At 33.5% G+C, this 12,881-nt stretch carries 19 protein-coding genes; all 19 read right to left on the bottom strand.

Features of this window, described 5'->3' with window-relative positions; translation table 11 throughout:
- Positions 1-22: 22 nt before the first annotated feature.
- The 19 genes from FLP_RS17865 to rpsH all read right to left on the bottom strand — a co-directional run bounded on the left by FLP_RS17865 (position 23) and on the right by rpsH (position 12,864).
- Positions 23-391, bottom strand: a complete 369-nt coding sequence (locus FLP_RS17865; protein WP_065450863.1) for a four helix bundle protein — start codon at positions 389-391, stop codon at positions 23-25.
- A 64-nt stretch (positions 392-455) separates the two neighbouring features.
- Entirely contained in the window at positions 456-1,370 is a 915-nt protein-coding gene (locus tag FLP_RS17860) for a dimethylarginine dimethylaminohydrolase family protein (RefSeq protein ID WP_065450862.1), read from the bottom strand.
- Between the two features lie 65 nt (positions 1,371-1,435).
- A complete protein-coding gene (locus FLP_RS17855) occupies positions 1,436-2,713 on the bottom strand; it encodes a citrate synthase (RefSeq protein ID WP_065450861.1) in 1,278 nt (425 codons plus the stop codon).
- A 156-nt stretch (positions 2,714-2,869) separates the two neighbouring features.
- Positions 2,870-4,162 carry a phosphopyruvate hydratase gene (gene eno / locus FLP_RS17850; RefSeq protein WP_065450860.1) on the bottom strand — a complete coding sequence of 431 codons (1,293 nt, stop codon included), beginning with the start codon at positions 4,160-4,162 and terminating at the stop codon, positions 2,870-2,872.
- A 100-nt stretch (positions 4,163-4,262) separates the two neighbouring features.
- On the bottom strand, positions 4,263-5,381 hold the full coding sequence (gene carA, locus FLP_RS17845) for a glutamine-hydrolyzing carbamoyl-phosphate synthase small subunit (protein WP_065450859.1): 1,119 nt from the start codon (positions 5,379-5,381) through the stop codon (positions 4,263-4,265).
- A gap of 250 nt (positions 5,382-5,631) precedes the next feature.
- Positions 5,632-6,123: a 50S ribosomal protein L17 gene (rplQ, locus tag FLP_RS17840; RefSeq protein WP_029272056.1), complete on the bottom strand. Its 492-nt coding sequence runs from the start codon at positions 6,121-6,123 to the stop codon at positions 5,632-5,634.
- 36 nt (positions 6,124-6,159) lie between these two features.
- On the bottom strand, positions 6,160-7,152 hold the full coding sequence (locus tag FLP_RS17835) for a DNA-directed RNA polymerase subunit alpha (protein ID WP_026109818.1): 993 nt from the start codon (positions 7,150-7,152) through the stop codon (positions 6,160-6,162).
- A gap of 21 nt (positions 7,153-7,173) precedes the next feature.
- Complete coding sequence (rpsD, locus tag FLP_RS17830) at positions 7,174-7,779, bottom strand: 30S ribosomal protein S4 (RefSeq protein ID WP_026982953.1); 606 nt, start codon at positions 7,777-7,779, stop codon at positions 7,174-7,176.
- Between the two features lie 95 nt (positions 7,780-7,874).
- Positions 7,875-8,258 (bottom strand): 30S ribosomal protein S11, encoded by a 384-nt coding sequence (rpsK, locus tag FLP_RS17825; protein ID WP_007803677.1) that lies wholly within the window; start codon positions 8,256-8,258, stop codon positions 7,875-7,877.
- Between the two features lie 8 nt (positions 8,259-8,266).
- On the bottom strand, positions 8,267-8,641 hold the full coding sequence (gene rpsM / locus FLP_RS17820; RefSeq protein WP_007803675.1) for a 30S ribosomal protein S13: 375 nt from the start codon (positions 8,639-8,641) through the stop codon (positions 8,267-8,269).
- A gap of 2 nt (positions 8,642-8,643) precedes the next feature.
- Positions 8,644-8,760, bottom strand: a complete 117-nt coding sequence (gene ykgO, locus FLP_RS25180; RefSeq protein ID WP_072945378.1) for a type B 50S ribosomal protein L36 — start codon at positions 8,758-8,760, stop codon at positions 8,644-8,646.
- A 12-nt stretch (positions 8,761-8,772) separates the two neighbouring features.
- A complete protein-coding gene (gene infA / locus FLP_RS17815) occupies positions 8,773-8,988 on the bottom strand; it encodes a translation initiation factor IF-1 (RefSeq protein ID WP_007136545.1) in 216 nt (71 codons plus the stop codon).
- A 7-nt stretch (positions 8,989-8,995) separates the two neighbouring features.
- The gene (gene secY / locus FLP_RS17810) at positions 8,996-10,342 is read right to left on the bottom strand and encodes a preprotein translocase subunit SecY (protein ID WP_065450858.1); all 1,347 of its coding nucleotides are present in this window, start codon (positions 10,340-10,342) and stop codon (positions 8,996-8,998) included.
- A 13-nt stretch (positions 10,343-10,355) separates the two neighbouring features.
- On the bottom strand, positions 10,356-10,808 hold the full coding sequence (rplO, locus tag FLP_RS17805) for a 50S ribosomal protein L15 (RefSeq protein ID WP_017495009.1): 453 nt from the start codon (positions 10,806-10,808) through the stop codon (positions 10,356-10,358).
- A gap of 11 nt (positions 10,809-10,819) precedes the next feature.
- Entirely contained in the window at positions 10,820-11,002 is a 183-nt protein-coding gene (rpmD, locus tag FLP_RS17800; RefSeq protein ID WP_017495010.1) for a 50S ribosomal protein L30, read from the bottom strand.
- A gap of 12 nt (positions 11,003-11,014) precedes the next feature.
- Complete coding sequence (gene rpsE / locus FLP_RS17795; RefSeq protein ID WP_085950271.1) at positions 11,015-11,539, bottom strand: 30S ribosomal protein S5; 525 nt, start codon at positions 11,537-11,539, stop codon at positions 11,015-11,017.
- Positions 11,540-11,542: 3 nt separating this feature from the next.
- Positions 11,543-11,893, bottom strand: a complete 351-nt coding sequence (gene rplR / locus FLP_RS17790) for a 50S ribosomal protein L18 (RefSeq protein WP_065450857.1) — start codon at positions 11,891-11,893, stop codon at positions 11,543-11,545.
- A gap of 11 nt (positions 11,894-11,904) precedes the next feature.
- Positions 11,905-12,447 (bottom strand): 50S ribosomal protein L6, encoded by a 543-nt coding sequence (rplF, locus tag FLP_RS17785; protein WP_042565877.1) that lies wholly within the window; start codon positions 12,445-12,447, stop codon positions 11,905-11,907.
- Between the two features lie 18 nt (positions 12,448-12,465).
- Complete coding sequence (gene rpsH, locus FLP_RS17780) at positions 12,466-12,864, bottom strand: 30S ribosomal protein S8 (RefSeq protein WP_017495014.1); 399 nt, start codon at positions 12,862-12,864, stop codon at positions 12,466-12,468.
- Between the last annotated feature and the right edge of the window lie 17 nt (positions 12,865-12,881).

Genomic DNA, 12,881 nt, shown 5'->3' with positions numbered 1-12,881 from the left:
GAGTTTCTAAACTATAAGGCACTTAACTTTTCCACTTCTCTTCAACATATTTAATAAAATTAAATATTCTCCCTCCCAACCCTTCATAATTATTAATTAACTGATCCATACTACTAAATGTATTAGGATAAAGTTTCGCTATTTTTTCTAAATGCCCAATAGTTTCAAGACAACTTGAATGTGAATAAATTAAAAATTTAATAAAATCCGCTTTATATCTTCTTCTCCCATAACCTTCAACTATATTAGAAACTATAGAATCTGAAGATCTACGAATCTGACTTCCTAACTCATACAATTCATACTTAGGAAGTTTTAGCGACGAAGGATGAACTATATAAAACAGCTCCAGTCCAATTTTGTAGACATCTAAATCTTTATAACTTTTCATAAAAAAACTTATTGAATCTCATTCCCACACTCATAACTCACACCTCACAACACAAAACTCAAAACTAGTCTCTAATTAAAGGCAAAGTCGAACATCTCAACAAACCTTCTTGCTTTGCAATTTCAGCATACGGAATTTCTTCAACGGTAAAACCTTTAGCACGTAACCAATTGTTCAATCTTGTAAAATTTTTCTCTGAAACGACTACATTTTCATCAATAGAAAACACGTTAGAAAACATGTTGTACATTTCGTTTCTTTCGATGTGAAATAAGTTTTCTTTTCCAAAAAGATTCACTAAATACATGTAATCAGCTTCTTCGCGGAAACCTCTTTTATAAATAATCCCTTTATCTTTTCCAACAGGTTGAAAACAACAATCTAAGTGTAAAGCATTGTCTCTGGCTTCGATTTTAGATTTCACCAAATCAAACTCTTTTACGATTTTATTTGGAAACAACTCTTTAATAAAGTTAACACCATGCATATTAGTTCTTGCCGTAATATAATCTTTATAGTCACTTCCTTTATATGTCCCGATAAAGATATGATCATTCCAGAGCATAACATCTCCACCTTCGATGTGAACTTCTTCCGGCGGACGAACCACTTTTAAAGGATCTATCTGATCAATTATATATTGAATCGCATCTAACTCACGTTCTCTATCAGGAAGAATATTAGATTTCACAAAAGTATCATCTATTACAAAACCTATATCTCTTGCAAAAATCTGATTGTAATTCTCAATCATCTCAGGACGATAAACCGTTACATCATATTTTTGAAAAACAGCATTAAAAGCATCCATTTCAGCAACCATATCTTTTTCGACAGGATAAGTTCCTGCCTTAATATGCTCCAATGATTTAGGATCATAAGCCTCGTCTAAAGATGGAGTTGGCCCATTATGAACAGCAGAACCCAAGACTACAGCACGCAATCTAGACGTTTCGTTCTTTATATTTAATTGCAACATAACTTTATTATATTTTGGCCAAAGATAAAAAAAGCTTCACAGTTAAGTGAAGCTTTAAAATATTTTTATTTGTTCGACTTAAAGTCTCTCAACGGGTGCCCAGTATAAATTTGTCTTGGACGGCCAATTGGCTCTTTATTCTCACGCATCTCTTTCCATTGTGCAATCCACCCTGGTAATCTACCAATAGCAAACATTACTGTAAACATATCTGTAGGGATTCCTAGTGCTCTGTAAATAATTCCAGAATAGAAATCTACGTTTGGATATAAGTTTCTTGATTTGAAGTATTCATCTTCCAAAGCTGCTGTTTCTAATTTTTTAGCAATCTCTAAAATAGGATCTTCAACACCTAAAGTTTCTAAAACTTCTTTAGCTGCTTTTTTAATAATTTTTGCTCTTGGATCAAAGTTTTTGTAAACTCTGTGACCAAATCCCATTAAACGGAAAGGATCATTTTTATCTTTCGCTTTCGCTAAAAATTTATCAGTATCACCACCGTCTTTATTAATTTCTTCTAGCATTTCAAGCACTGCCTGATTTGCACCTCCATGAAGTGGCCCCCAAAGTGCAGAAACTCCTGCAGAGATAGAAGCAAATAAACCAGCATGAGATGAACCTACCATTCTTACTGTAGAAGTAGAACAGTTTTGTTCGTGATCTGCATGAAGAATAAATAATTTATCTAATGCTGCTACGATAACCGGATTAGCCGAATAAGGGCTTGTAGGCAATTTAAACATTAATTGCATAAAATTATCTACATAACCTTGTGTATTGTCATAATAATTTAACGGATAACCCATAGTTTTTCTATAAGTCCAGGTAGCAATTACAAGAAATTTACCCATTGTTTTACAAATGGCTTCGTACATCTCTTTTTCATTTTCAACGTTTACCGCTTTTGGATTAAATGCTGTTAAAGCACTTGTCAAAGCTGATAACACTCCCATTGGGTGAGCTGTTTTAGGGAACCCATCAATGATATTTTTCATCTCTTCGTTTACCAAAGTATGTTTTCTAATACCATTTTCGAACTGCTCTAATTGTTGAGCTGTTGGCAATTCACCAAAAATTAAAAGATAAGATACTTCCAAGAAATTAGCTTTCTCAGCTAAATCTTCGATTGAATATCCTCTGTAACGCAAAATTCCTAATTCTCCGTCTAAGAAGGTGATTTCACTTTTGCAAGAACCAGAATTTTTATATCCAGGGTCTAAAGTAATAATACCAGTTAAATCACGTAATTTGTTAATATCGATAGCTGATTCATTTTCGCTCCCCGTAATTACCGGAAGTTCAATTTTTTGACCATCTACTTCTAATGTAGCTATTTTTGACATAATATATCGGAAATAAATCTTTAAAATAATAATTTATCAAATCTAAGGAATTTAAGACTAATTAAAAAAAGAATACTGCTATGAATTTGTTAAAAGTCCAAAAAAAAACCATTCGCAGAAAACGAATGGTTTAAATTTAATATATAACTCTTACAATTATTTGATCTTGAAAGCGTTTAATCCCGGGAAATAAGCATTACTTCCTAATTCTTCTTCAATTCTTAATAATTGATTGTATTTTGCCATACGATCAGAACGAGAAGCAGAACCTGTTTTAATTTGACCACAGTTTAAAGCTACAGCTAAATCAGCAATTGTATTATCTTCTGTTTCTCCTGAACGGTGAGACATTACCGAAGTATATCCTGCATTTTTAGCCATATTTACAGCTGCAATAGTTTCTGTCAAAGTACCAATTTGGTTTACTTTTACTAAAATTGAATTTGCGATTCCTTTTTCGATTCCAGTTGACAGACGCTCAACATTAGTAACAAACAAATCATCACCTACTAATTGAACTTTGTGTCCAATTTTTTCAGTTAAATATTTCCATCCATCCCAGTCATCTTCGTACATACCATCTTCGATAGAAATAATTGGATATTTAGCAGCAAGTTCCGCTAAATAATCAGCTTGCTCTTCAGAAGTTCTGATTTTTCCAGTTTCCCCTTCAAATTTAGTATAATCGTATTTTCCGTTTACATAAAATTCAGAAGCAGCACAGTCAAGAGCGATCATAATTTCGTCTCCAAAAGTATATCCTGCTTTTTCAACTGCTAATTTGATAGTATCTAAAGCATCTTCAGTACCACCAGCCAAGTTTGGTGCAAAACCACCTTCGTCACCAACAGCAGTACTTAATCCTCTGTCATGCAAAACTTTTTTCAAACTGTGAAAAATCTCAGTTCCCATTTGCATAGAATGAGAGAAAGAAGTTGCTTTTACAGGGAAAATCATAAACTCCTGAAATGCGATAGGCGCATCAGAGTGAGAACCTCCATTGATGATATTCATCATTGGTACAGGTAGTGTATTGGCAGAAACTCCACCTACATATCTGTATAATGGCAATCCAAGTTCGTTAGCAGCAGCTTTTGCAGCAGCCAAAGAAACTCCTAAAATAGCATTAGCTCCTAATTTTGATTTGTTTGGAGTTCCGTCTAAATCAATCATTAATTGATCGATAGTGTTTTGTTCGAAAACAGAAGTTCCTACTAATTCTTCAGCAATAACAGTATTTACATTATTCACTGCATTTAAAACTCCTTTTCCTAAGAATGCTTTTCCTCCGTCACGTAATTCAACAGCCTCATGTTCTCCCGTTGATGCTCCAGATGGAACAGCAGCTCTTCCTAAAACCCCATTTTCAGTTATAACATCAACCTCAATAGTAGGATTACCTCTAGAATCAAAAATTTGTCTTGCGTGAACTTTAATTATAATACTCATTATTTTTGTTTTTTATTAATAAATTATATTTTTTTTCGAAATTATAAAAATATATAATAGAAAAATTGCATTCTTACTATTAAACACCTTTATTTATTAACTATATCGTTTTAGCAGTAGCGAGTTTTATGTTCTCAACAAACTGATCAAACAAATAAGAAGAATCATGTGGTCCTGGACTAGCTTCAGGGTGATATTGTACTGAAAAACAATTCTTATTTTTCATTCGCATTCCTGCTACTGTATCGTCATTCAAATGTACGTGAGTAATCTCTAATTCCGGATGACCATCCAAAGCTTCTCTCTTGACTGCAAAACCATGGTTTTGAGAAGTTATCTCCCCTTTACCGGTAATAATGTTTTTCACAGGATGATTAATTCCGCGGTGACCACCAAACATTTTATAAGTTTTAACCCCATTAGCCAGAGCTATAATTTGATGACCTAAACAAATGCCGAATAATGGTTTATCATCTGCTATAATTTCTTTAGCGACTTGTATTGCTCCAAATAATGGATCTGGATCTCCAGGCCCATTTGACAAGAAATATCCATCTGGATTAAATTCTGTCAAATCTTTATAGGATGAATTATATGGAAAAACTTTAATATAGCAATCTCTCTTAGCAAGATTTCTTAAAATATTCTTCTTGATACCTAAGTCTAATGCTGATATTTTGTAAGTAGCATTTTCATCTCCAAAAAAATAAGGCTCAGTAGTCGACACTTTTGAAGCCAACTCTAAACCTTCCATGTTTGGCACATTTGCCAATTCTTTTTTCAACTCTTCAACCGAAGTTCCATCCGTACAGATAACAGCATTCATAGCACCGTTATCACGGATATAACTTACCAACGCACGAGTATCAACATCAGAAATACAGATTAAATTCTCTTTTGTAAAATAATCTTCTAAACTTCCGGAAGCATCTTCACGTGAATAATTAAAGCTGAAGTTTTTACAAACTAAACCAGCAATTTTGACACTGTCAGATTCAATTTCTAAATCATTGACTCCATAATTCCCAATGTGTGCATTGGTGGCAACTAATATCTGACCAAAGTAAGAAGGATCAGTAAATATTTCCTGATATCCTGTCATCCCTGTATTAAAACAAACTTCACCAAAAGTTTTACCGCTAATTCCGATAGATTTTCCGTGAAAAATAGTTCCATCACTAAGTAATAAAATGGCGCTTTGTCGTGTAGTGTATTTCATTCTTTAATTTGTATTGTTTTTTTTTATCGTCTAATGAATCAGGCAAAACTGTTTCAATTGTAATTAGATATTTTGCAAATTTACTTCTTTAAAAGAGTGTCTCCAAGATTTTTTAAAACTTTCATTCATAAAAATAAAACCAGAGCATCAAAATAAGTTAAAAATCAGATTTCCTTAAAAAAAATCAAAAAAAAAGGATAAACTAAAAATTAGCTTATCCTTGATTTCTATAGAATCATTACTTTCATAATTATTCAGAAGCTTCAGTAGTCGATTCTGATTCAGCAGCTGGAGCTTCTGGAGTAGTCTCCTCAGCTTTTTTTGCTTTCCCACCACGACGGCTTTTAGCTTTTTTAACTTCTTTTTTACCACCATTGTAAAGTTCATTGAAATCTACAAGTTCGATCATTGCCATATCAGCATTATCTCCTAAACGATTTCCAACTTTAATGATACGAGTGTATCCACCTGGACGGTCTCCAACTTTAGCAGCTACGTCTCTGAACAAGTCAGTTACCGCATATTTACTACGTAAGTAAGCAAAAACAATACGACGGTTGTGAGTCGTATCTTCTTTTGATTTTGTGATTAAAGGCTCAACGAATTGTTTAAGCGCTTTAGCCTTAGCAACAGTAGTGTTAATACGTTTGTGCTCAATAAGAGAACAAGCCATATTAGCCAACATAGCTTTTCTATGTCCAGTCTGTCTGCTTAAGTGATTGAATTTTTTTCCGTGTCTCATTGCTATTTTAAATTTAATCCGCCTTAGCGGATTGAATTATTCTTTATCTAATTTGTATTTAGCTAAGTCCATTCCGAAAGTTAAATTCTTAACAGCTACAAGTTCATCTAGCTCAGTTAAAGATTTTTTACCAAAATTACGGAATTTCATTAGGTCATTTTTATTGAACGATACTAAATCACCAAGTGTATCAACTTCAGCCGCTTTCAAGCAATTTAATGCTCTCACAGATAAATCCATATCAACAAGCTTAGTTTTAAGCAATTGTCTCATATGCAATGACTCTTCATCATACGATTCTGTTTGTGCAATTTCGTCAGCCTCGAGTGTAATTCTTTCGTCAGAAAATAACATGAAGTGGTGAATTAAAACTTTAGCAGCTTCAGTAAGAGCATCTTTTGGATTAATAGAACCATCAGTTTTAATTTCAAAAACTAATTTTTCATAATCTGTTTTTTGCTCAACACGGAAGTTTTCAATTGCATATTTTACATTTTTTACCGGAGTAAAAATAGAGTCTGTAAAAATGGTACCAATTGCAGCGTTCTGTTTTTTGTTCTCCTCAGCAGGAACATATCCTCTACCTTTTTCGATTGTTAAATCGAAGTTCAATTTGATTTTAGAATCTAAATTACAGATAACAAGGTCTGGGTTCAGCACTTGAAAACCTGAAATAAATTTTTGAAAATCACCTGCTGTTAGTTGATCTTTACCAGAAACAGAAATTGTAACTGCTTCATTATCGATATCTTCAATTTGACGTTTGAAACGTACTTGTTTTAGATTAAGGATAATTTCGGTAACATCTTCAACAACACCTGAAATAGTAGAAAACTCATGATCTACACCTTCGATACGAACAGATGTAATTGCATAACCTTCTAATGCTGAAAGCAAAACTCTTCTAAGTGCATTACCAACTGTCAATCCATAACCAGGTTCTAAAGGTCTAAATTCGAATTTACCTTCAAAATCGGTTGAATCGATCATGATAACTTTATCGGGCTTTTGAAAATTAAATATTGCCATAAATTTCGACTAAGTCAATTATTATTTGTTGTACAACTCTACGATTAATTGTTCTTTAATGTTTTCTGGAATTTGAAGTCTTGCAGGTACAGAAACAAAAGTTCCTTCTTTAAGATCATTATTCCAAGTAATCCATTCATAAACATGACTTGAATTTGATAAAGAACGTTCGATAGCTTCTAAAGATTTAGATTTTTCACGAACTGCAACTTTATCACCAGGTTTAAGGTGGTAAGAAGCGATATTTACAACTTCACCATTTACAGTAACGTGTCTGTGAGAAACTAATTGTCTAGCACCTCTTCTAGAAGGAGCGATACCCATTCTAAAAACAACATTATCTAATCTTGCTTCACATAATTGTAAAAGAACTTCACCAGTAACACCTTTAGTAGCTGATGCTTTTTTGAATAAATTTCTGAATTGTTTTTCTAAAATTCCGTAAGAATATTTAGCTTTTTGCTTTTCCATTAACTGAACAGCATACTCAGATTTTTTACCTCTTTTTTTAGCCATCCCGTGTTGTCCAGGTGGGTAATTTCTTTTTTCGAAAGATTTATCATCTCCGAAGATTGCTTCGCCAAATTTACGAGCAATTCTAGTTTTTGGACCAGTATATCTTGCCATTTCTAAAAAATTAAATTTAAGGTAGAGATTATGAATTCAGGTCAAATCCTTCGATAATCTATGTTCTACCTTGTTTATACTATGAATAAATAAAATTAAACTCTACGTCTTTTTGGAGGACGACATCCGTTGTGAGGCATTGGAGTAACATCGATAATCTCAGTAACTTCAATTCCACCGTTATGAATAGAACGAATAGCAGACTCACGTCCGTTTCCTGGTCCTTTTACATAAACTTTCACTTTTTTAAGTCCAGCCTCAAGAGCTACTTTACTACAATCTTCTGCTGCCATTTGGGCTGCGTATGGAGTATTCTTTTTAGAACCTCTAAAACCCATTTTACCAGCTGAAGACCAAGAAATAACTTCACCTTTTTTGTTTGTCAAAGAAATGATGATGTTATTGAAGGTAGCAGAAATATGAGCTTCTCCCGTTGATTCAACGATAACTTTACGTTTTTTTGCAGTTGCTTTAGCCATATTACTTATTATTTAGTTGCTTTTTTCTTGTTAGCAACAGTTTTTCTTTTACCTTTTCTTGTTCTAGAGTTGTTTTTAGTTCTTTGTCCTCTTAAAGGAAGACCAGATCTATGACGGATACCTCTGTAACATCCAATATCCATTAAACGTTTGATGTTTAAAGAAACCTCAGAACGTAATTCTCCTTCAATTTTATAAAATGAAACTGCATCACGAATTGCTCCGATCTCATCATCATTCCAATCTTGAACTTTTTTGTCTTGGCTAACTTGAGCTTTTTCTAAAATCTCAATAGCTCTACTTCTTCCTAATCCAAAGATATAGGTAAGTGCTATAACACCTCTTTTATTTTTTGGGATATCTACCCCTGCTATTCTTGCCATAATTATCCTTGTCTTTGTTTAAATCTAGGATTCTTTTTGTTTATTACGTACAATCTCCCTTTTCTACGCACAATGATGCACTCGGGACTTCTCTTTTTTACTGATGCTCTAACTTTCATAGTGAATATCCTTTAATATCGATAAGTAATTCTTGCTTTTGACAAATCATAAGGACTCATTTCTAGTTTCACTTTATCACCAGGTAATAATTTGATGTAATGCATACGCATTTTACCAGAAATATGAGCAATTACGATATGTCCATTTTCTAACTCTACACGGAACATCGCATTTGATAATGCTTCGATGATTGATCCGTCTTGTTCTATTGCTGATTGTTTTGCCATATAAAAATTAAGCTACTGCTTTTCTATTTTTACCAGTCTTCATTAAACCATCATAATGTTTGTTTAACAAGTATGAATTGATTTGTTGAATAGTATCTATTGCAACTCCAACCATAATTATTAACGAGGTACCTCCAAAAAACATTGCCCAAGATTGTTGTACATCCATAATACTTACAACAATAGCTGGGAACACAGCAATCAAAGCAAGGAATAAAGATCCTGGGAAAGTTATTAAAGACATCACTTTATCAAGAAATTCTGAAGTTTCAGCTCCCGGACGAACGCCAGGAATAAAACCACCACTTCTTTTCAAATCATCAGCCATTTTGTTAGTAGGAACCGTAATCGCAGTATAGAAAAATGTAAATACAATAATTAAAGTTGCAAATACAAAATTATACCAAAATCCGAACATATTACTAAAAGCGCCAACAATAGATTGTGATGTGTCTGATTTAGACAGTCCAGCTACAGCTGCAGGTATAAACATAATTGCCTGAGCAAAAATGATTGGCATAACCCCTGAAGCATTAAGCTTTAAAGGAATCCATTGTCTGTTTCCACCTGCCAAGTCTTGCTCGTAATCCCCACTTGTTGTACGACGAGCGTACTGAACAGGAATTCTACGTACTGCCATTGTAAGCAATACACAAGAAATGATTACTAATAACCAAACGATAATTTCAATAACTAACAACATTGGACCACCATTGTTATTGGTAACTCTGGTTGTAAATTCTTGTATAAAAGCTTGCGGTAAACGAGCTAAAATACCAACCATAATCAATAATGAAATTCCATTTCCAATACCTTTATCTGTAATTTTTTCTCCAAGCCACATAGCGAAAATTGTACCAGTAACTAAGATAATAACAGAAGAAAACAAAAATTCAGGTGAATTAAAGCCTAGTAAGAATGCACTTCCAGGTAATGTTCTGTATAAATTATAGATATAAGTCGGACCTTGAACCAGTGTAATAGCTATAGTCAACCAACGAGTGATTTGATTAATCTTTTTTCTACCACTTTCTCCATCGTTTTGAAGTTTTTGCAAATAAGGAATAGCAATTCCCATTAACTGAACAACAATAGATGCAGAAATATAAGGCATAATTCCTAAAGCAAAAACTGAAGCTTTAGAGAAAGCACCTCCTGTAAACATATCTAGGATAGATCCTAAACCATTTTTAGTTTGTCCCGCTAAACCTGTTAATTGAGTTGCGTCAATTCCAGGTAGCGTTACGTGTGCACCAAAACGATATACTAAAAGCAACCCTAATGTAATTAAGATTCTGTTTTTCAGTTCTTCGATTTTCCAAACATTACTTATTGATTCAATAAATTTCTTCATCTTAGTAGATAAGTTATATAGTTACAGCTTCTCCTCCAGCAGCTTCAATAGCAGCTTTTGCAGTAGCAGTAAATTTGTGGGCAGTTACTTTTAATTTTGCTTTCAATTCTCCTCTACCTAAAATCTTAACGATTTCATTTTTGGTAGCCAGACGATTTGCTACGAAATCTGTCATTGAAACAGAATCAGTAATCACACCATTGTCTACTAATAATTGAAGCGTATCTAAATTAACACCTTCGTATTCTTTACGATTGATGTTTGTGAAACCAAACTTAGGTACACGTCTTTGAAGAGGCATTTGCCCTCCTTCAAAACCAATCTTTTTAGAATAACCAGAACGAGATTTTGCTCCTTTGTGACCTCTTGCAGAAGTACCACCTTTTCCTGAACCTTCTCCTCTACCTAATCTTTTATTTTGATTGTGTGTTGACCCTTCAGCTGGTTGTAAGTTACTTAAATTCATAACAGTATTTGTTATTTAGCTTCTTCGACAGAAACTAAGTGTTTAACTTTGTTTATCATCCCAAGGATAGCAGGATTTGAATCATGCTCTACAACTTGTCCCATTTTACGTAGACCTAAAGCTTCCAAACCTCTCTTTTGAGAAAGAGGACAGTTGATTTTGCTTCTTACTTGTTTTACTAATAATTTAGCCATAATTTCCTTGAATTAACCTTTAAAAACTTTTTCTAAAGAAACACCTCTTTGTTTTGCAACAGTATAAGCGCTTCTCATTTGTAATAAAGCATCAAAAGTTGCTTTCACTACGTTATGAGGATTTGATGATCCTTGAGATTTAGATAATACATCGTGAATACCTACTGATTCAAGAACTGAACGAACAGCTCCACCAGCAATAACTCCTGTACCATGAGAAGCAGGAATTAAGAATACACGCGCACCACCAAATTTACCTTTTTGTTCGTGAGGAACAGATTGTCCGTTCAAAGGAATTTTTACTAAATTTTTCTTAGCATCTTCTACTGCTTTCGCAATTGCTTCAGAAACGTCTTTAGATTTTCCTAATCCATGACCAACTACTCCGTTTTCATCACCTACAACTACAATAGCAGAAAAACCGAAAGCTCTACCACCTTTTGTAACCTTAGTAACACGATTAACACTTACCAGACGATCTTTAAGTTCAAGACCACTTGGTTTTACCAATTCTACATTTTTGTATTTAGACATAATATATTAGAATTTAAGTCCAGCCGCTCTTGCGCCTTCTGCTAATGATTTAATACGACCGTGATACAAATACCCACCTCTATCAAAAGTGATGGTATCAATCCCAGCTTTTAACGCTTTCTCAGCAACTAGTTTTCCAACAGCAGCAGCGATTTCAACGTTAGTACCTTTTCCTATTTCTTTTTCTCTTGAAGATGCAGATAATAAAGTAACTCCATTCACGTCATCAATAATTTGAGCATAAATTTCTTTGTTACTTCTAAATACAGATAGTCTTGGGTTAGTAGCAGTACCACTAATCGATTTTCTAATTCTGAATCTAATTCTCTGTCTTCTATCAGATTTTGTTAATGACATAATCTTATTTTTTAAGCTGATTTACCTGCTTTTCTTCTTAATACTTCACCCACAAATTTAACACCTTTTCCTTTGTATGGCTCAGGCTTACGGAAACCTCTGATTTTCGCAGCAACCTGACCTAAAAGTTGTTTATCAAATGATGTTAATTTTACGATAGGGTTTTTACCTTTTTCAGATATTGTTTCTAAAGCTACTTCCGGAGCAATTTCTAAAACAATATTGTGAGAATATCCAAGAGCTAAATCTAACTTTTGACCTTGGTTTGAAGCTCTATAACCAACTCCAACTAATTCAAGTTCTTTTGTAAAACCTTCAGATACACCAATTATCATGTTATTGATTAACGATCTGTATAATCCGTGTTTTGCTCTTTGGTCTTTATGATCAGATGATCTTTCTAACAGAACCTGATCACCTTCAACTTTTACAGTAATGTCCGAAAACTCCTGAGTTAGTTGACCTTTTTTTCCTTTTACCGTAACGATACCATCTTTAACTTCAACAGTTACTCCAGCAGCAATTACAATTGGGCTTTTACCTATTCTTGACATCTTATTTAGTCTTTAAAATTAGTATACGTAACAAATTACTTCACCACCTACATTTAATTGTTTCGCTTGTTTTCCAGTCATAAGACCTTTTGAAGTTGAAACAATTGCAATTCCTAATCCATTAAGGATTCTTGGTAATTTGGCAGCACCTGCATATTTACGTAAACCAGGTTTACTAATTCTTTGGATATCTTTAATTACAGGCTCTTTAGTATCTTTATCATACTTTAAAGCAATTTTGATTGAACCCTGTACAGAGTTGTCTTCAAATTTGTAACTCAAGATATAACCTTGATCAAATAAGATCTTAGTTATTTCTTTTTTTAGATTAGATGCCGGAATTTCAACAACTTTGTGGTTTGCAGCCACAGCGTTACGAACTCTAGTCAAATAATCTGCAATAGGATCTGTATACATATGTATTTGATTGCGAC

This window comes from Flavobacterium piscis (genome assembly GCF_001686925.1).
GTDB lineage: Bacteria > Bacteroidota > Bacteroidia > Flavobacteriales > Flavobacteriaceae > Flavobacterium > Flavobacterium piscis.
The sequence above is the reverse complement of the archived record's forward strand: the minus strand, read 5'-3'. Positions and strand labels throughout refer to the sequence as shown.

Coding starts and splice junctions, on each gene's coding strand:
- FLP_RS17865 (WP_065450863.1), bottom strand. CDS start 391: ATGAAAAGTTATAAAGATTTAGATGTCTACAAAATTGGACTGGAGCTG.
- FLP_RS17860 (WP_065450862.1), bottom strand. CDS start 1,370: ATGTTGCAATTAAATATAAAGAACGAAACGTCTAGATTGCGTGCTGTA.
- FLP_RS17855 (WP_065450861.1), bottom strand. CDS start 2,713: ATGTCAAAAATAGCTACATTAGAAGTAGATGGTCAAAAAATTGAACTT.
- eno (WP_065450860.1), bottom strand. CDS start 4,162: ATGAGTATTATAATTAAAGTTCACGCAAGACAAATTTTTGATTCTAGA.
- carA (WP_065450859.1), bottom strand. CDS start 5,381: ATGAAATACACTACACGACAAAGCGCCATTTTATTACTTAGTGATGGA.
- rplQ (WP_029272056.1), bottom strand. CDS start 6,123: ATGAGACACGGAAAAAAATTCAATCACTTAAGCAGACAGACTGGACAT.
- FLP_RS17835 (WP_026109818.1), bottom strand. CDS start 7,152: ATGGCAATATTTAATTTTCAAAAGCCCGATAAAGTTATCATGATCGAT.
- rpsD (WP_026982953.1), bottom strand. CDS start 7,779: ATGGCAAGATATACTGGTCCAAAAACTAGAATTGCTCGTAAATTTGGC.
- rpsK (WP_007803677.1), bottom strand. CDS start 8,258: ATGGCTAAAGCAACTGCAAAAAAACGTAAAGTTATCGTTGAATCAACG.
- rpsM (WP_007803675.1), bottom strand. CDS start 8,641: ATGGCAAGAATAGCAGGGGTAGATATCCCAAAAAATAAAAGAGGTGTT.
- ykgO (WP_072945378.1), bottom strand. CDS start 8,760: ATGAAAGTTAGAGCATCAGTAAAAAAGAGAAGTCCCGAGTGCATCATT.
- infA (WP_007136545.1), bottom strand. CDS start 8,988: ATGGCAAAACAATCAGCAATAGAACAAGACGGATCAATCATCGAAGCA.
- secY (WP_065450858.1), bottom strand. CDS start 10,342: ATGAAGAAATTTATTGAATCAATAAGTAATGTTTGGAAAATCGAAGAA.
- rplO (WP_017495009.1), bottom strand. CDS start 10,808: ATGAATTTAAGTAACTTACAACCAGCTGAAGGGTCAACACACAATCAA.
- rpmD (WP_017495010.1), bottom strand. CDS start 11,002: ATGGCTAAATTATTAGTAAAACAAGTAAGAAGCAAAATCAACTGTCCT.
- rplR (WP_065450857.1), bottom strand. CDS start 11,893: ATGTCATTAACAAAATCTGATAGAAGACAGAGAATTAGATTCAGAATT.
- rplF (WP_042565877.1), bottom strand. CDS start 12,447: ATGTCAAGAATAGGTAAAAGCCCAATTGTAATTGCTGCTGGAGTAACT.
- rpsH (WP_017495014.1), bottom strand. CDS start 12,864: ATGTATACAGATCCTATTGCAGATTATTTGACTAGAGTTCGTAACGCT.